Annotated in this window: 16 protein-coding genes; 12 read left to right on the top strand and 4 right to left on the bottom strand. The window is 47.5% G+C overall.

Annotated elements, in window-relative coordinates; translation table 11 throughout:
• The first annotated feature begins 152 nt into the window (after positions 1 to 152).
• The 4 genes from IC21_RS08695 to IC21_RS08680 are packed head-to-tail and all read left to right on the top strand — an operon-like array spanning position 153 to position 4,463.
• Complete coding sequence (locus IC21_RS08695) at positions 153 to 1,232, top strand: MupG family TIM beta-alpha barrel fold protein (protein WP_029143030.1); 1,080 nt, start codon at positions 153 to 155, stop codon at positions 1,230 to 1,232.
• On the top strand, positions 1,223 to 2,110 hold the full coding sequence (murQ, locus tag IC21_RS08690) for an N-acetylmuramic acid 6-phosphate etherase (protein ID WP_029143029.1): 888 nt from the start codon (positions 1,223 to 1,225) through the stop codon (positions 2,108 to 2,110). Before IC21_RS08695 ends, murQ begins: the two co-directional genes overlap by 10 nt.
• Positions 2,111 to 2,127: 17 nt before the next feature.
• Complete coding sequence (locus IC21_RS08685; protein ID WP_029143028.1) at positions 2,128 to 3,597, top strand: PTS transporter subunit EIIC; 1,470 nt, start codon at positions 2,128 to 2,130, stop codon at positions 3,595 to 3,597.
• Entirely contained in the window at positions 3,597 to 4,463 is an 867-nt protein-coding gene (locus IC21_RS08680) for a MurR/RpiR family transcriptional regulator (protein ID WP_029713908.1), read from the top strand. The genes IC21_RS08685 and IC21_RS08680 overlap by 1 nt, the downstream gene beginning before the upstream one ends.
• A 153-nt stretch (positions 4,464 to 4,616) precedes the next feature.
• Here the strand turns inward: IC21_RS08680 and IC21_RS08675 are convergent, their stop codons facing one another.
• The gene (locus tag IC21_RS08675) at positions 4,617 to 5,696 is read right to left on the bottom strand and encodes an aromatic acid exporter family protein (RefSeq protein WP_234969646.1); all 1,080 of its coding nucleotides are present in this window, start codon (positions 5,694 to 5,696) and stop codon (positions 4,617 to 4,619) included.
• 236 nt (positions 5,697 to 5,932) lie between these two features.
• Between IC21_RS08675 and IC21_RS08670 the strand changes: the two genes are divergently transcribed.
• Positions 5,933 to 6,208 carry a YqhV family protein gene (locus tag IC21_RS08670; RefSeq protein ID WP_029143025.1) on the top strand — a complete coding sequence of 92 codons (276 nt, stop codon included), beginning with the start codon at positions 5,933 to 5,935 and terminating at the stop codon, positions 6,206 to 6,208.
• A 485-nt stretch (positions 6,209 to 6,693) separates the two neighbouring features.
• Here the strand turns inward: IC21_RS08670 and IC21_RS08665 are convergent, their stop codons facing one another.
• Entirely contained in the window at positions 6,694 to 7,986 is a 1,293-nt protein-coding gene (locus IC21_RS08665) for a glutamate-1-semialdehyde 2,1-aminomutase (protein ID WP_013860259.1), read from the bottom strand.
• A gap of 143 nt (positions 7,987 to 8,129) precedes the next feature.
• On the opposite strand from IC21_RS08665, the gene IC21_RS08660 reads away from it, so the two are divergent.
• From IC21_RS08660 to IC21_RS08645, 4 genes are all read left to right on the top strand, one after another.
• On the top strand, positions 8,130 to 8,534 hold the full coding sequence (locus IC21_RS08660) for a potassium channel family protein (RefSeq protein WP_013860258.1): 405 nt from the start codon (positions 8,130 to 8,132) through the stop codon (positions 8,532 to 8,534).
• 318 nt (positions 8,535 to 8,852) lie between these two features.
• Positions 8,853 to 9,407, top strand: coding sequence for a cob(I)yrinic acid a,c-diamide adenosyltransferase (locus tag IC21_RS08655; protein ID WP_029142941.1), 555 nt, complete (start codon positions 8,853 to 8,855; stop codon positions 9,405 to 9,407).
• A gap of 202 nt (positions 9,408 to 9,609) precedes the next feature.
• Entirely contained in the window at positions 9,610 to 10,065 is a 456-nt protein-coding gene (gene perR, locus IC21_RS08650; RefSeq protein ID WP_029142942.1) for a peroxide-responsive transcriptional repressor PerR, read from the top strand.
• Positions 10,066 to 10,508: 443 nt separating this feature from the next.
• Positions 10,509 to 11,039, top strand: coding sequence for a Crp/Fnr family transcriptional regulator (locus tag IC21_RS08645; RefSeq protein WP_234969640.1), 531 nt, complete (start codon positions 10,509 to 10,511; stop codon positions 11,037 to 11,039).
• Between the two features lie 46 nt (positions 11,040 to 11,085).
• On the opposite strand, the gene alsR is transcribed toward IC21_RS08645, so the two are convergent.
• Positions 11,086 to 11,973, bottom strand: coding sequence for an acetoin biosynthesis transcriptional regulator AlsR (gene alsR, locus IC21_RS08640; RefSeq protein WP_013860250.1), 888 nt, complete (start codon positions 11,971 to 11,973; stop codon positions 11,086 to 11,088).
• Positions 11,974 to 12,165: 192 nt separating this feature from the next.
• Here alsR and alsS point away from each other — a divergent pair, with 192 nt between their 5' ends.
• Both alsS and budA read left to right on the top strand, forming a co-directional pair.
• A complete protein-coding gene (gene alsS / locus IC21_RS08635) occupies positions 12,166 to 13,854 on the top strand; it encodes an acetolactate synthase AlsS (protein ID WP_029713893.1) in 1,689 nt (562 codons plus the stop codon).
• 81 nt (positions 13,855 to 13,935) lie between these two features.
• Positions 13,936 to 14,685 carry an acetolactate decarboxylase gene (budA, locus tag IC21_RS08630; RefSeq protein WP_019720807.1) on the top strand — a complete coding sequence of 250 codons (750 nt, stop codon included), beginning with the start codon at positions 13,936 to 13,938 and terminating at the stop codon, positions 14,683 to 14,685.
• 123 nt (positions 14,686 to 14,808) lie between these two features.
• Here budA and IC21_RS08625 read toward each other — a convergent pair whose 3' ends face one another.
• The gene (locus tag IC21_RS08625; protein ID WP_029713894.1) at positions 14,809 to 15,168 is read right to left on the bottom strand and encodes a YgzB family protein; all 360 of its coding nucleotides are present in this window, start codon (positions 15,166 to 15,168) and stop codon (positions 14,809 to 14,811) included.
• A gap of 151 nt (positions 15,169 to 15,319) precedes the next feature.
• On the opposite strand from IC21_RS08625, the gene IC21_RS08620 reads away from it, so the two are divergent.
• Positions 15,320 to 16,192 (top strand): nucleotidyltransferase-like protein, encoded by an 873-nt coding sequence (locus tag IC21_RS08620; protein WP_029142944.1) that lies wholly within the window; start codon positions 15,320 to 15,322, stop codon positions 16,190 to 16,192.
• Positions 16,193 to 16,434: the final 242 nt, after the last annotated feature.

The following is a 16,434-nucleotide window of genomic DNA, read 5'->3' as shown; positions in this document are numbered from 1 at the left end:
GGGCATATATTTATCTGACAATATTATATTTCTGGTGGTGTTCTATTTGCATTGAAAGAAAAATTGTTAACATCGCAAAAAGCTCAATAATAAAAATATGTTGAAATATTGTTTCAAGATGCATATAATAGTATGAAAGGAGGGATGCATGATTGCTTGGATTTTCAATATACTTGAATGAAGACTGGTCAGAAGGGAAGGAAGCCTGCATTCGCCAAATGGCAGCAATTGGAATGGAAGGAATTTTTACATCCCTGCAGCTTCCGGAAGATGACCCGTCCCAATACCGGAAAAGGCTTGCTCCGCTCTTAGAGGCTGCAAAACGGAACAAGATGAAAGTCATGATCGATGTCTCCGGAAACGTGCTCCGCCATATCGGGCTGTCCATTGATGATCCTGTACGCATTATTGAAAGCGGTATCAATGGCTTGCGCATCGATGCCGGGGCCAGCTGGGAACAGGTTGCCCGCCTGTCGAACACGATGACGGTCGGATTAAACGCTAGCACATTAACGGAACAGGATTATGAGCAGCTGAAACAACATGGCGCTGATTTCAGCCGGCTGGAGGCCTGGCATAATTATTATCCGAGGCCCGGAACCGGACTGGATGAAAATTGGTTTTACGAAAAAAACAAATGGCTGAAAAGCAAAGGATTCAGCATTACGGCATTTGCACCCGGCGATGGAAAACTAAGATTTCCTTTATATGAATCCCTGCCGACATTGGAAATCCACCGCCATCAAAATCCGCTGGCAGCCATCTGCTCGCTGTTAAGGGATTATGCGGTTGACCATGCTTATATCGGGGATCCGGAGTTAACGCCGCAATCCCGCAGCCAGATCAGGGAATTTTTTTGCCATGATACCATACTGCTTCATGCAACGGCTGCAGGGCCGAAATGGCGCCCGTATATATTCAAAACCCACCGGAACCGGCTGGATGTGGCAAAGGACGCCATCCGCAGCGAGCAGTCGAGAACATGCAACCAAAAGGACGATATCGGGCCTGAAAACAACATTCCCTGCCACAAAGGGAGTATTACGCTCGACAACAACCTGTACGCAAGATACAAAGGGGAATTGCAAATCACAAAGCGGAGCCTGCCTGCCGATAAAAAAGTAAACGTTATCGGGCAGATTGCCGGCCGCGACTTGCCGCTCCTTGATTTTATCGGTTCGGGTACACGGTTTAAAATGACGGACAATGAAGGTGAAAACGAATGGACTTAGAAAAACTCGCCACAGAACAGCGCAACGAAAAAACAATGGATCTTGATACGTTGTCAACAAGGGAAATTTTGCAATTGATGAACGAGGAAGACCAAACGGTTCCAATCCGTGTTGGGAAGGAACTGGCACAAATCGAAAAAGCGGTAAAAGCTGTTATCCGTTCTTTTAACCAGGGTGGACGTTTGATCTATTGCGGAGCAGGTACAAGCGGTCGGCTCGGTGTTCTCGATGCTGTCGAATGTGTACCGACATTCAGTGCGGACCCTTCCATGGTGCAGGGGCTGATCGCAGGCGGCAGTGCGGCAATGATGGTTGCTGTTGAAGGGGCGGAAGATTCGAAAGAGATGGGGGAAGAAGATTTAAGGCGCATCCATTTATCGGAAAAGGATACAGTAGTCGGTATTGCGGCAAGCGGCAGAACACCGTATGTGATTGGCGCGCTGGACTACGCGAAAAAAACCGGTGCTGTGGCGGCGTCGCTTTCCTGCAACAAAAATGCTGAAATCAGCCGCCATGCCGATATTCCGATCGAAGTGGAAACCGGGCCTGAAGTGTTGGCGGGATCAACCCGGCTAAAAGCAGGCACCGCCCAGAAACTCGTATTGAATATGATTTCAACTGCTTCAATGGTCGGAATTGGAAAAGTATACGGGAATTTAATGGTGGATGTAAAGCCGACAAACGCAAAACTGGTGGAGAGATCGAAATCGATTATTATGCAGGCTTCCGGATGCAGCTATGAAGCAGCTGAACAGGCTTTTTACGCAGCCGACAAAAATGTGAAGCTGGCCATTGTAATGTTGTTAACCAATCTTTCCAAGGAAGAGGCAGAGGAGAAAATGGCACAGGCAAATGGTTTTATTAGAAAAATCGTTTAAACCGGGGGATGAAAAAAATGACCGAAACGAAAGAACAAAGACTGGCAAGGGAAATTTACGAAAATGTCGGCGGCATGGGAAACGTCGAAAAGATCATCCATTGCATGACAAGAGTCCGGCTTACCATTGCGGATTACAGCAAAGTCAATATCGAAGGTCTGAAAGCGGTTGATGGCGTGCTCGGCGTCGTGGAGGATGAAACGCTCCAGGTCGTGCTTGGCCCTGGTATCGTCAACAAAGTCGCCAACCTTATGGTACAGCAGGCCGGTGTAAAACTTGGGGAAAATTTTCCGAAGGCTACGGGCCATCAAGATGCCGGGCGGTCAAACCGCGAAATGGTGGAAGCCAAAGCGGCCGAAGTAAAGGCAAGGGAAAAGGCGAAACATAAAAGTAACGGTTTCAAAAGGGCTTTAAAATCGATTTCCAATATATTTGTACCGCTTATTCCGGCTTTTGTCGGCGCCGGGATTATCGGCGGGGTTGCCGCCATTTTCCAAAATATCATGGCTGCGGACTCCTCAGCCCTCAGCCAGAACTGGGTGTCCGTTATTACGACATTAAACATTATTAAAAACGGATTGTATCTCTATTTGGTCATTTATGTCGGGATCAATAGCGCAAATGAGTTCGGGGCGACACCGGGCCTTGGCGGGGTCATCGGGGCTGTGACGATGCTGACCGGCATGGATCCGAAAAATCCGCTTCCAAATATTTTTACCGGAGATGCCCTTTCCCCTTTACAAGGCGGGATCATCGGTGTTATTTTTGCAGTATGGATTTTAGCGCTTGTTGAAAAAAGGCTGCATAAAATTGTTCCAAATGCTGTGGATATCATTGTGACGCCAACGATTGCATTATTAGTTGTCGGACTTTTTACTATTTTTATTGTCATGCCGGTCGCAGGCACGGTATCAGGCGCTCTTGTCGGGTCGATCACGTGGGTGTTGAAAGTCGGCGGCGCTTTTTCAGGATTTATACTGGGGCTTGTCTTCCTGCCGATGGTTATGTTCGGCCTGCACCAGATTCTCACCCCGATCCATATTGAAATGATCAATAAGACAGGGATGACCCCGCTGTTGCCGATCCTTGCCATGGCAGGCGCAGGGCAGGTTGGCGCGGCGATTGCTTTATGGATCAGGTGCCGGAAAAATAAAAAACTTGTGCAGCTGATTAAAGGGGCATTGCCGGTTGGTATTATGGGCATTGGCGAACCGTTAATTTACGGTGTGACTTTGCCGCTTGGGCGCCCGTTTATTACCGCGTGCATCGGCGGCGGCATCGGCGGGGCAGTGATTGCAGGCATCGGCAATATCGGCGCGATTGCGATCGGCACAAGCGGGATTGATTTAATTCCGCTGATTGCGCACGGGCGCTGGCTCGGTTATATCGCAGGCTTGGTTGCCGGCTATATTGGCGGCTTCGTTGCCACCTATTTCTTCGGCGTCCCGAAAGATGCCATGAAGGCGACAAACGCAGATCGTGAGTGATGGAATTGGAAGAAAATATTATTTTGCAGATTAAATCCAAATTAAGCAGTCTGTCAAAATCAGAAAAAAAGCTCGGGAAGTATATTCTCAGCCACGCTGTGGAAACGGTCAATGACAATACGAGCGAGCTTGCGAAAAAAGCAGGCGTCAGCCCGGCCACCGTTGTCCGCTTTTGCCGGTCGATCGGGCTTTCCGGCTTTTCACAATTAAAAATCAGATTGTACGCGGATGCATCCGGGCTGGATCGGGAAATTTATACGGATATCACATCAAATGAAGATATTGCAATGATTGCTGATAAACTGGCTTTGCGGTTTAACCAGTCCATCACACAAACTGCAAATCTTCTCGAGACCGGCTGCATTGAAAAGATAACGGCCATGGTGGATAAAAGCCCGGCTATATACGTATACGGAATCGGCGCCTCCCATGTAGCGGCTGAAGACTTCATGCATAAGTTTTCAAGAATCGGCAAGCCGGTGGTCCACACGCTGGATCACCATCTGCTTGGTTCTTCATTGATCAACGCCTCCAAAGACTCTATGTTTGTGGCCATTTCAAATTCTGGCGAAACCAATGAAGTCATCAAACTGACGCAGATTGCCAAACAGAACGGGCTTTTTACAGCGGGCATCACACAAAAACGGGACAGTACGCTTGCCCGTATCGTGGATGTGCCTTTGATCCACCATGGCGGGGAAGCGGTCCTGCTGAGAAGCGCGGCAACCACATCCCTTGCAGCACAACTGTTCACGATTGATGTTTTGTACTTCGCCTATGTTGCGCGGCATTATGAGGAAATCATGCATCGCTTAAAAAACTCAAAAATCAATATCCAGACCTTTTTCCGCAAAGAAAACAACTAAAAGCCGGCCCTTAAGCCCGGCGTGAAAAGCGCAGCAAACAAAGCGGCCGTTTTGGAAACGGAAAATCTTTGCTAAAAAGCGAAAACAGAGTAGCGCCGGCCCGTATGGGAACAGGGCGGTGCATCCAATAGGGGACGGCAGGCCTGCCGTCCCCTATTGGTCTTCCAGTTCATCAAGATTGAGTTCTGATTGTTCGTGGTGATAGGTTTGGGACACGGTGATCAATTTTTCCAGATGTTCAAGCTCTTCCTGGTAATCCACAAGCAGTGCCAGCAGGTTCATCACGTGGTAAGACTGGAGATCGGTGCGGAAAGTCTCATCTTTTAAGTTCTGCAGAAAAATGTCCATCAGCTCATTCCGCTGTTTGTCGGCCGTATCGCATTTTTGCGCATGGGCTTTGACCTTTCCAAGAAACATGAGCAGCATTTTTTCATGTTCGTTCACAAGATATTCCATTTGTTCCTGGAGCATGCTCCGGAACGTTTCCGGCAGCCCGGCAATATCCGCCTTGTACTGCTGCAGCCGTTTTAAAATAATATAGCTTAAATTCAAAATGGCCACCATTTCTTTATACAGTACCACTTTCCGCTGCCGCTCGATCCTGTTGCTTTTCCCGTAAATTTTTTCCTCTTTAAATAAAGTGTACAGCTGCTCCACTTTGTACACCCGCTCTTTAATGCCGGGAAGTTCTTCTTTTAAAAGCTGGTAATCGGCTTCCTGGCGCGCCGCAATCCGGATGAATTTGAGCAGTTCTTCTGTCACATGGGTGAGGCGGACATACAGTCGCGCCTCGTATTTCGGCGGCAGAAAAATCAAATTCACAAGAAACGAGCTGAAAATCCCGATAAACAATGTCGCAAAACGGATCCCAGCCGTCTGCAGAAAATTGTCACTTGGCGTTTCCATAATGACAATCATGGTCACGAGCGCAAGGCCGACCGTATCATCGAGCTTCAGTTTCAACATTAAAATGATGATCAGCACGGACCCGAGGCCGACGACGAGAAAATGGTTGCCGAAGGCCATGACAAAAATGACGGCGAGCAAAGCGCCGATCAGATTGCCCTGGACCTGATCGATAATGGACCGGTAAGACCGGTATATTGTAGGTTTAATCGCAAAAGTGGCAGCGATCCCGGCAAACACCGGGGACGGCATTTTTAATAATTGCGCGATAAACAGCGCGATAGTAATAGCAATTCCTGTTTTGACAATGCGGGCTCCAACCCTCATATTGGCAATTCCTTTCTTCCTTGCAAAGATATTTAAATGATATGTTCCAAAAGGCTGCATTAAACTATTTCCGTCCGAAAATTTTTTTAAACGGCAAACCTTTGATTTTGTCATTATAACATGTTTGCCGGAAGACGTGTGGGGATGCGGCCGGAGAATTTGTCCTATTTTTGCCCGGCACGGAATATACATGGAGTAAATGAATCCAAAATGCGCGTATGAAGAGGGGAAACAATTTGTGGCTGATTGAAAAACATGTGCTTAGCATGGCTGCGCTCAGGCTGATCTCAGGAATGATCGAAATTTCCGCGGCCATTTTGATGCTCAAATACAATCAAGTGGAAAAGGCGCTCGTCATCAACAGTTCTCTTGCTATTGTCGGGCCTGTTGTTTTAATTACGACAACGGCGATCGGGGTGATCGGCATTTCCGATAAAATCTCGTTTGCCAAAATGCTGTGGATTCTGGCCGGGGTAGGCTGCATTTTGTACGGGATCAAAAGCAACGGGTAAGCTTTGAGCCCTTGCCAAAATGCTATACCCCCTGAAACTGTAAGCAGTCAGACAATTAAAGGTCGTTGATTTATTCCACTAAAGAAAAAAGACGTTTGTAGGAACATTATGACAAATGTAAAAAGAAATTGTGAGTTTTTGATTTTAATGGGGTAAATTTATTTATTATAAGTGTCTAAATTTTTCCACTTCTGTCGGTTTTGGGCGGGTTTCAATAGATTAAGCTACTCATTCCTGTGGTAAATATTGTAAAACGGAAAAGGATGATTTTTTTGAAAAAAAAGAGCCATGAAAGCCACTCCTTTGTTAAGATATAAGTACGACCAAATATCCAGGGAGTGATTTCATGACTATTTCTAGTCTAACACAAACCAGAGACTTTTCAATACAACAAAGAGTTATAAAAAGTTTCCCATATCTATTACGGTATTAGTTAAAATTACACTGTCCCATTTCTGGGACAGTGTAATTTTTAAAGAAGGTGATTATCCTTTTAAATGTGAAAAAGCATGGTCAACGGCTTTGATTGTTTCTGCGATATCTTCTTCCGTATGCGCGGTTGTGAGGAACCAGGCTTCATATTTTGACGGGGCAAGGTTAATGCCTTGCTCGAGCATCAGTTTGAAAAATTTCCCGAACAACTCGCCGTCGGATGCTTCAGCCTGCTTGTAGTTTTCGACTTTTTCGCCCGTAAAGTAAACGGTAAAGGCGCCGACTACGCGGTTAATGGTAATGGTGACGCCGTGTTTTTCAGCTGCTTCCAAAATGCCTTTTTCAAGCATGGCACCGAGACGGTCGAGGTTTTCATACACGCCCTTTTCCTGGAGCACTTCAAGGCAGGCAATTCCGGCAAGCATCGAAGCCGGGTTTCCGGCCATGGTTCCGGCCTGGTAAGCAGGGCCGAGCGGTGCGACTTCTTCCATAATGTCTTTGCGGCCGCCGTATGCCCCGATCGGCAGTCCGCCGCCGATGATTTTGCCCATGGCGGTTAAATCCGGGGTAACGCCGAGCATGTTTTGCGCGCCGCCGTACATAAAACGGAAAGCGGTGATCACTTCGTCGTAAATGACAAGGGCACCGGCTTTGTGCGCCAGTTCATTAATGGCTTCCAAAAATCCCGGTTTCGGCGGCACAATGCCAAAGTTGCCGACAATCGGTTCAACCAGTACGGCGGCAACTTCATCGCCCCATTTTTCGAGTGCCTGTTTAAAAGGTTCCACATCATTATAAGGGACGGTGATGACTTCGTTTGCGATGGCTTTTGTTACGCCGGCTGAGTCCGGCATGCCGAGCTGCGACGGGCCTGAACCCGCTGCGACAAGCACGAGGTCAGAATGTCCGTGGTAACAGCCTTCGAATTTAATGATTTTGTCGCGGCCCGTGTAGGCGCGGGCAACGCGGATCGTTGTCATGACCGCCTCTGTTCCCGAGTTGACAAAGCGGACTTTGTCCAGGGACGGGATCGCTTCTTTCAGCATTTTTGCGAATTGCACTTCATACGGGGTCGGCGTGCCGAACAAAACGCCGTTGTCGGCTGCTTTTTTAATGGCAGCAGCAATATGCGGATGGGCAAAGCCGGTAATGATTGGGCCGTATGCCGCCAGATAATCAATGTAGCGGTTGCCGTCCACGTCATAAAAGTACGCGCCTTTTCCCCTTTCCATGGCAACTGGGGCTCCGCCGCCCACCGCCTTATACGAGCGGGACGGGCTGTTTACGCCGCCGACAATATGCTCAAGTGCTTCTTTATACAAGCTTTCAGATTTTGAAAAATCCATTTATCGTTCCCTCCTTATTGGCATTGGCCAATTCCACCATTCTATTGTAGCCTTCCATTTTCTTCCCGTAAAGACTGTCATAAGCCGGGCGGCGGGGGCATACAATGGAAGGACAAACTTGAAAGACGCCGGGGGTATCGGGCATGTTTTATTTTCTCGGCATATTGGTTGTCCTTTGTATTGTGATGAGCCTGCGCACTTTGTTTTATCCGGCATCCTGGCGCGCGAAGCAGCTTTCATTTGAACGTTTTCTCTTTCTTGCTTTTACGTACACCAATATCATGATCGGGTTCGGGTTGTTGTTTTTACTGCTCGATATGATGGGATTCCAAATTGCGCTCCATCACGGAAAGCTGTTGGAAGGGCATGATTTCCGCACACTGCTTGATTATATGTATTTGAGTGCCGTCACGCTGTTTTCGGTCGGGTACGGGGATATTGTTCCGATCGGGGCCGCACGGGTTCTTATTATCATTGAAGCGTTAATCGGCTATACCATCCCGGCGGCGTTTGTGGTAAGATCCGCTTTTGACTCGGAAAAAAAATAGCCTGGCAGGGGGATTCCCGCATGCCGGCCGTTGTCCACCAGGGAAGATCAAAATGCGGCCGGCGCCTATTTTTGTATCCGGGGCGGCTTTTGTCCACGCGGATTTGCCGCGGGTTCATAGTGTATATTACCTCCTCAAAAAAATAACGATATCTTTGAACCGACTTGTTCGGTTTCTTTTTTTATGGCAATTTTTTCGAATTCGTGATACAAAACTAATATATGGTTTTACAGGGAATCCCTTTAAAGTGCAGATTGAAAAAATAGCGCGGCGGCGTTTATATAGGCTGATCCATCAAATTGATGCGGAGGGGACAAGATGAGAATTTATACAAGGTCCGGTGATAAAGGGACGACATCGCTCGTTTACGGGGTAAGAGCAGCGAAAAACGACCCACGTGTTGAAGCTTACGGAACAGTGGATGAGGCGAACTCGGCGATCGGCGTTGCGCTCAGTTTTTTGCACGGCGAACAATTTCCGGAAAAAGAAGAATTGGAACAATGTTTCAGCAGGGTCCAGACGATGCTGTTCCATGCCGGTGCGGAGCTTTCCACGCCCCAGGGAAAAGAAGTGCACTGGAAATTGAAACAGGCTTATGTCGATGAACTTGAGGCTTTGATTGATAAATGGGATGGAAAACTGGAACCGTTAAAAACCTTTATTTTGCCGGGCGGGCATCCGGCAGCAGCGGCGATGCATGCGGCGCGCACAGTTGCAAGAAGGGCGGAGCGGGCAAGTGTTGCGGTCGATGGCGTAAATCCGCTTGTGCTGTCGTTTTTAAACCGGTTGTCCGATTTCCTGTTCGTTGCGGCAAGATATATCAATCACTGCCTTGGGGTGAAAGACCACCCGCTCCAGCCGCTTAAGGAATAGCCGGGGTATTGCTTTTACATACTCCCGGCTGAAAAAAGGCATCCTAATGAACGAATTTCCTTTTTTTTGAGCCTGAAGAGCGTGGGAATGGGAAATTCCCGGCGCATTGAGTTGCTAATTTGTTTGACAAAACAGGGGTTTATTTTGTAAACTTTTTATAAAGATTATAAATTAAGAATGATAATTGTTAGAAAAGAGGTGCATGGCGGTGTCCGAGCAACAGTTGAATAAAGCACTGGAGACCTTGAAACAGTCGGGCGTTCGTATTACCCCTCAACGTCATGCGATATTGGAATATTTAATTGAGTCCATGTCACATCCAACCGCCGATGAAATATATAAGGCTCTTGAGGGAAAATTCCCGAATATGAGTGTGGCCACCGTTTACAATAACTTGCGCGTTTTTAAGGAAATCGGATTGGTAAAGGAACTGACTTACGGAGATGCATCAAGCCGCTTTGATTTTGTCACATCAAACCATTACCATATTATTTGTGAAGACTGCGGAAAGATTGTCGACTTTCACTATCCGGGCCTGGATGAAGTGGAACAGCTTGCCGCGCATGTGACCGGTTTTAAAGTAAGCCACCACCGTATGGAAATTTACGGTACCTGTCCGGAATGTATGAAAAAGCACAGTTATCTGGAAGCAAAATAAAACGCAGACGCCGGCGAAACGGGTTCGTCCGGTTCTTTTTTTGCGGCTTTAACCCAGACCCTGATACACCGAAAGGATTTTTTAAAAGTTTTAGCAGTGCAACTTTATACACTTCTATGCAATCAATCCGGCTCCCCTTTCGTTGGGGGGGCGGATTTTTCATTGTATTTATGCAACCGCCTACATTTTTAGAAATGAAAGTGTGATGAATTTCACACCCCGCGTGTGGGCTTTTCCACAGTCTGCTCTGGCGCAGGACGGTATGATCAAGATGTACAGAAGATATCCTTCATGAAGGAAATTTAATCATATGTACCGGAAGGAGCCATGAAAAATGAAACCGTTATCCAATACAGCCGCCGTAAAGCCAAAAACAAAGATGAAGTACCCGCTTCACATTACGTCGGAAATCGGCGAGTTAAAGACCGCGCGAAGGAATTTATTTGTTGCTGGATGGTTATATCAAAATTGACAAAATGGACGAAAACGCCGCTTCTTTTTACGGCGATTACATTAAGCCGTACGAACTTTTTCCGTACGGCGGCTTGTTTAAAGATGAAAATTATCATTATACTGCATACGCTGTCACGGATATCGAACTGTTTTATATTCCGACGGCAGTATTTGAAAAAATCGCCAAATCAAATAACACGTTGCTGCTCCATATTATTGAGCATCTCTCCGATATTTTAATCCTGCATGAATCGAGGCTGCAGCTTGTGACAAACAGCAATGCTTCCGAGCGGGTCCGCCACGTGCTTTGCCTGCTCCTTGAAGATCTCGGGATAAAGGATCATGGCAAAATCCGGATTCTTTGCCCCGTTACCGTCGCGGATATTGCCAAGCTTGCCGGAACATCAAGGGAAACCGCAAGCCATGTTCTGAATGACTTCAAACGAAATGGCACCATTTCGTTTGAGAAGCAGACCATTACCTTCCACAAACCGGATATGTTCCGCCTGCATCGATTGTAAACTGCACCCCTCCATCTAAGGGGGAAAGGCGCTTTTCAACAATCCGTTAAAATTCTGCTGCCACCTGGCCGGAAATGCTTAAGAAATTGGCAAGGGCCGGGTTTTGGTCCTCCTTCCGGTACGCAATGGACAAAACGGCATTTAACGGGTGCCCTTCAATCTCCCTGTACACAATATCGAGATTAAATAATTTTTCGGCTGTCCGTGGCAGCACCCCGATTCCGATTCCGGCTGTAACAAGGCCGACGACCATTTGGTACTCGGTTGCTTCCTGGACGATTTTCGGGCTGAAATCGGCATCTTTGAAAAGAGACAGGAATTCATCATAAAGGCCCGGCCAAATATCGCGCGACACAACGACAAACGGGACGTCCGCCAGATCCTCGATGCGGATTTTTTCTTTTTGGGCGAGCGGATGGCTTTTCGGCATGGAAAGGGCAGCCGCGCCTGTCTGGATTTCAGCTGTTTCAATTAAGGGATCATGGATCGGCGGATGGAGCAGGCCGACATCGATTTCTTTCCGGTGCAGCGCCCGAATCTGGTCCGGGGTTGACAACTCATGGAGGGAAACGGCCGTTTTTGGATATTTCAGCCGGAATTCCCGGACGATGGCCGGCAAAATGTCATAGGTCGCCGAGCCGACAAAGCCGACCACCACATTCCCGAATTCCCCCCGTTCAGCCCGCTGTGCATTTTCCACCGCCCTGTCCAGCTGCTCAAGCACCTGCTTGGCTTCTTTTAAAAAAACTTTTCCCGGGATCGTCAGTTCAACATGGCGTTTATTGCGGATAAACAGGTCCACCCCGATTTCTTCTTCCAGCTGCCGGATTTGCTGGGAAAGCGGCGGCTGGGTCATTTGCAGCCGCTCTGCCGCTTTTCCGAAATGCAGTTCTTCCGCGACTGTTAAAAAATAATGAAGATGGCGCAGTTCCATCTGTATTTCCTCCTTTCCATCACGATTAATATTTAAAATATATTATTTATAGCACAATAATATATTTTAAACATTTCCCCGTGTGGTGTAAAGTATAGATAGAAACAAGTTGGCTCAGCCTATAGATGAACGTTTTCCCCTGTAACAAACGGGGGAAGGTTCAAAATAGGGCTGTCCTTGGGAGTGGGAACTGTGGAAAAAAAGAATTCAAATCCAACCAATACAACGGAAAAAACAGCTGCAGACCTGGTTGTCGACTGCCTTGAGAAGCAGGAAGTGCCATACGTTTTCGGCATCCCGGGCGCAAAAATTGATGCCGTATTTGATGTACTGAAAGAACGCGGCCCGGAATTGATTGTATGCCGCCATGAACAAAATGCCGCTTTTATGGCTGCTGCAATCGGGCGTTTAACAGGAAAACCGGGTGTCTGCCTGGTAACGAGCGGGCCGGGGGCTTCCAACCTTGCCACCGGGCTTGCCACTGCGAATACGGAGTGCGATCCTGTCGTTGCGATCGCAGGAAACGTGCCGCGCGCAGACAGGCTGAAAAAAACGCACCAGTCGATGGACAATGTATCCCTGTTCCAGCCGATTACAAAATACGCAGCGGAAGTTGTCCACCCGGATACAGTACCGGAAGTGATGACAAATGCATTTCGTTCTGCCGCTTCGGCACAGGCAGGGGCTGCTTTTATCAGCTTCCCGCAGGACGTGCTGAAGGAGCCGGCGTCTGTCAAAGCTTTGGGCCCGCTTAAAAGCCCGAAACTCGGGAAAGCAAATGAAGAAGCTGTAAAAGAAGCTGTAAAAGCGATCCAGCATGCCAAATTGCCGGTCATTCTGGTCGGGATGCGTGCAAGCCGCCCGGAAGTTGTGAAGGCGGTCCGGTCACTCCTGAAAAAAATTGCATTGCCGGTTGTTGAAACATTTCAGGCGGCAGGTTTGATTTCAAGAGATTTGGAAGACCGTTTCTTCGGCCGCATCGGCTTGTTCCGCAACCAGCCGGGCGATATTTTGCTTGAGCATGCGGATGTCGTCCTCGCGATCGGTTACGATTCTGTTGAGTATGATCCGAAGTTTTGGAACAGCGAAGGGGAAAGAAAAATCATCCATCTCGATGAAATCCGCGCCGATATCGACCATGATTACCAGCCGGAAATCGAACTTGTCGGCGACATTTCAGCGAGCGTTGATAGCATCAAAGAACAGCTGGCCCGTTTAAATATGAACGGCAAGTCCATGGAACTTTTGGAACGCTTGCGCAACCAGCTGAATTTGCGCGACGAACCATCGGAAAAGGCGGATAAAAATCTTGTTCACCCGCTCCAGTTCATTCACGATTTGCGTTCGTTGATTGATGACCATGTGACCGTAACATGCGATGTCGGTTCCCATTATATTTGGATGGCGCGCCATTTCAGGGTATATGAACCGAACCGCCTGCTGTTTTCAAATGGCATGCAGACGCTCGGGGTTGCGCTTCCGTGGGCGATTGCCGCAACGCTTGTCAATCCGGGTGAAAAAGTCGTATCCATCTCAGGGGATGGCGGCTTCCTGTTCTCCGCCATGGAACTTGAAACGGCCGTCCGTTTAAAATCGCCGCTTGTGCATATCGTCTGGCGTGACGGCACGTACGACATGGTGGCGTTCCAGCAGCAAATGAAATACGGGCGCACATCGGGAGCGGACTTCGGCCCTGTTGATATTGTAAAACACGCGGAAAGTTACGGCGCAAAGGGCTTGCGGGTGAATTCACCGGATGAACTGGTTTCCGTGCTGAAGGAAGCACTGGACTCGGAAGGCCCTGTCGTGGTCGATGTCCCGGTTGATTACAGCGACAACCTGGAACTGGCGAAAAAATTGCTGCCAAACCAATTGGTATAATCACTTGCTGCGGCGGATCTGCCACGACCGGACCTCGCCGGCAAGAATTTTCAGGATACAGATAGAAAGAAGGGGTTTACCATGCGTACTGCTGCAGAAAATCAAAATGCAGAGCAAATTTCAACAAGCCGGACCGATGAAGTATACCAATTGTCCACAATGACATCACTTCTTGACGGCGTATACGAAAGCGACAAGACGTTTGCTGAATTGAAAAAGTTCGGCGATTTCGGCATCGGCACTTTCAACCATTTAGACGGGGAATTGATTGCGTTTGACAATGCATTTTATCAGCTGAAGGACGGGACGGCAAAACGCGTACAGCCTGAAGACAAGTCACCGTTTTGCTCGCTTGCACATTTTTCGGAGGATATCACCTATACAACTGAAGGCCCCCTTGCAAAACCGGAACTGGAAGACTTGATCAAAGACCTCGTCCGCAGCGAAAATTTATTTTATGCCATTCGTGTGGACGGTGTTTTTAAAAAAATGAACACAAGAACCGTCTCCTACCAGGAAAAACCAGTCCCCATGACAGAAGCGGTGAAATCCCAGCCGGTTTACTCGTTTGAAAATACAAAGGGAACGCTTGCCGGTTTTTGGACGCCGATGTTTGCGCAAGGAATCGCGGTCGCCGGCTTCCACCTCCATTTTATTGACGACAAACGCACCGGCGGCGGCCATGTCTTTGACTATGTGCTTGACTACGGGACAATCCGGATCAGCAAAAAAGCGCATATGCATCTGGAACTTCCGGAAACAGACGCTTTTTTAAATGCGAACCTTTCCCGCGCCAATCTGGCAGAAGAACTGGAAAAGACAGAAGGCTGAACAAAGGCGAAGACGGCCCGCATCCGGCGAAAACCGGATGCGGGTTTCTTCAAATGGGGCGGGTCTTTCCTGAATATGCCTGGGTTTTTTCTACCCGGCCTTTTCAGCTGCTAATCCGGCCTGTCACTTCTGCAACCGCTTACGGTTGTATGATTCGTCAAACGCTTTTCCCTCAAGCTCGGGATCCAGTGTCAGCGGCTCATTGCAATGCATGCAAATATCCACCCGTCCCAGCATTTTTGTCGGCTTGTCGCAGCCCGGGCATATAACCTGCACTGCTTTTGTCGAGAGCATGCCGATCCAGAAATAAACCACTGTGCTCAATAAAATAAAGAACAGGCCGAACAGCATAAAAAGGGTCACAACAACCGGATGTGTTCGGAAAAACAGCCCGGTATACATGACAATAAATCCGGCAAAAATCAAGCTTAAGGCAAATGTCCGAATTTTATTGATTTTGCTTGAATACTTCGCCAACGCCATTCCCCCTTTCTTTTTAATATAACATAACTGGCGAAAAAAGAAGGAATGCAATATACTGAAATTTGTTGCGAAAATTTGCAGGGGATTCCCCGGGATTTGCAGAAATACGTTCAGAAATACGTTCATAGAAAGCATGATGGAGGAATGATGCATGAGAGACATTTTAAGGCCGATTTACCAGGAAAGGGCAAGCCTTCCGAATACCCTTTCCGTCCTGTATATTGAAAAAAAGCCGGATGAAGATGCTGCAACCAATTTGTTCGACGCCATTCTCTTCATCATTGTCAAAGAGCAGGACCAGCCGCTCTACGTCAAGCATTATCGCTATGAAGACAAAAAAGCCGCCTTATATGTCGTGGCAGAGGACCAGTTGAAAGAGTGGATGCTGTACGGGACAAACAACAATATTTTCGAATGGATTACAGAAGGGCTGATCTTATTTGACCGGAATGAGTACATGGCACGCTTAAAAGATGAAGTAAGGGATTTTCCGTTTCATGAACGAAAGGTCAAAATCGGAACGGAATTTGCCAAATTGATCCGCCGGTATTTAAACGGAAAAGACTTCTTCAAACAGCGCCAGTACCTCGATGCCTATAACCACATCATCCACGCCTTGCACCATCTCGCCAGGCTCGCGGTAATCGAAAACGGTTTTCACCCGGAAATAACCGTCTGGAACCAGGTAAAGCAAATTGATCTGCAAATCTTTAAGTTGTACGAAGAACTGGTAACAAGTGAAGAGTCGCTGGAAAAACGCCTGGAACTGCTCTTTCTTGCGAGTGAATTCCATATTTATTCGAAGATACCGTTTGGCGCCCAGCATTTACTGGAACTGATGGAAGAACGGGAAGAATGGACAATTGATGAACTGCTTTTCCACCCCGGCCTTCAATCGTACAGTATTGATTTGCCTGTTCTGCTTGAATTTTTAATTGAAAAAAATATGATTGAAGAAATTACAGTGCCGACAAAAGGGCCTGGAATCTTCCATAGGCGGTACCGGGTTCCAAAAAAACAATAAAAAAATATCAAATTTAGTATTGACGTATAATAAATAACTTGGTATAGTTATATACGTCGCTGATGAACTTGAAAGACCAACGACGAAAGGTAAAAAAAGTTATTGACAAAGGCTTCATTATTATGGTAAAATAATTTAGTCGCTGTTAAAACAGATTGTTCCTTGAAAACTGGACAAAACGAAACGTCAAATTCTTTTTGAGCTTTTATCAAACATCTTTACTGAGAGTTTGATCCTGGCTC

The organism is Heyndrickxia coagulans DSM 1 = ATCC 7050 (assembly GCF_000290615.1).
Taxonomy (GTDB): Bacteria; Bacillota; Bacilli; order Bacillales; family Bacillaceae_C; genus Weizmannia; species Weizmannia coagulans.
This window is presented reverse-complemented; position numbering and strand designations above follow the sequence as displayed.

What these genes read in the sequence shown, in the direction of transcription:
- IC21_RS08685 (WP_029143028.1), top strand. Translation starts at nt 2,128, where the DNA reads ATGACCGAAACGAAAGAACAAAGACTGGCAAGGGAAATTTACGAAAAT.
- IC21_RS08680 (WP_029713908.1), top strand. Translation starts at nt 3,597, where the DNA reads ATGGAATTGGAAGAAAATATTATTTTGCAGATTAAATCCAAATTAAGC.
- IC21_RS08655 (WP_029142941.1), top strand. Translation starts at nt 8,853, where the DNA reads ATGAGAATTTATACAAGGTCCGGTGATAAAGGGACGACATCGCTCGTT.
- IC21_RS08660 (WP_013860258.1), top strand. Translation starts at nt 8,130, where the DNA reads ATGTTTTATTTTCTCGGCATATTGGTTGTCCTTTGTATTGTGATGAGC.
- IC21_RS08665 (WP_013860259.1), bottom strand. Translation starts at nt 7,986, where the DNA reads ATGGATTTTTCAAAATCTGAAAGCTTGTATAAAGAAGCACTTGAGCAT.
- budA (WP_019720807.1), top strand. Translation starts at nt 13,936, where the DNA reads ATGCGTACTGCTGCAGAAAATCAAAATGCAGAGCAAATTTCAACAAGC.
- IC21_RS08675 (WP_234969646.1), bottom strand. Translation starts at nt 5,696, where the DNA reads ATGAGGGTTGGAGCCCGCATTGTCAAAACAGGAATTGCTATTACTATC.
- IC21_RS08625 (WP_029713894.1), bottom strand. Translation starts at nt 15,168, where the DNA reads ATGGCGTTGGCGAAGTATTCAAGCAAAATCAATAAAATTCGGACATTT.
- alsR (WP_013860250.1), bottom strand. Translation starts at nt 11,973, where the DNA reads ATGGAACTGCGCCATCTTCATTATTTTTTAACAGTCGCGGAAGAACTG.
- IC21_RS08620 (WP_029142944.1), top strand. Translation starts at nt 15,320, where the DNA reads ATGAGAGACATTTTAAGGCCGATTTACCAGGAAAGGGCAAGCCTTCCG.
- murQ (WP_029143029.1), top strand. Translation starts at nt 1,223, where the DNA reads ATGGACTTAGAAAAACTCGCCACAGAACAGCGCAACGAAAAAACAATG.
- perR (WP_029142942.1), top strand. Translation starts at nt 9,610, where the DNA reads ATGGCGGTGTCCGAGCAACAGTTGAATAAAGCACTGGAGACCTTGAAA.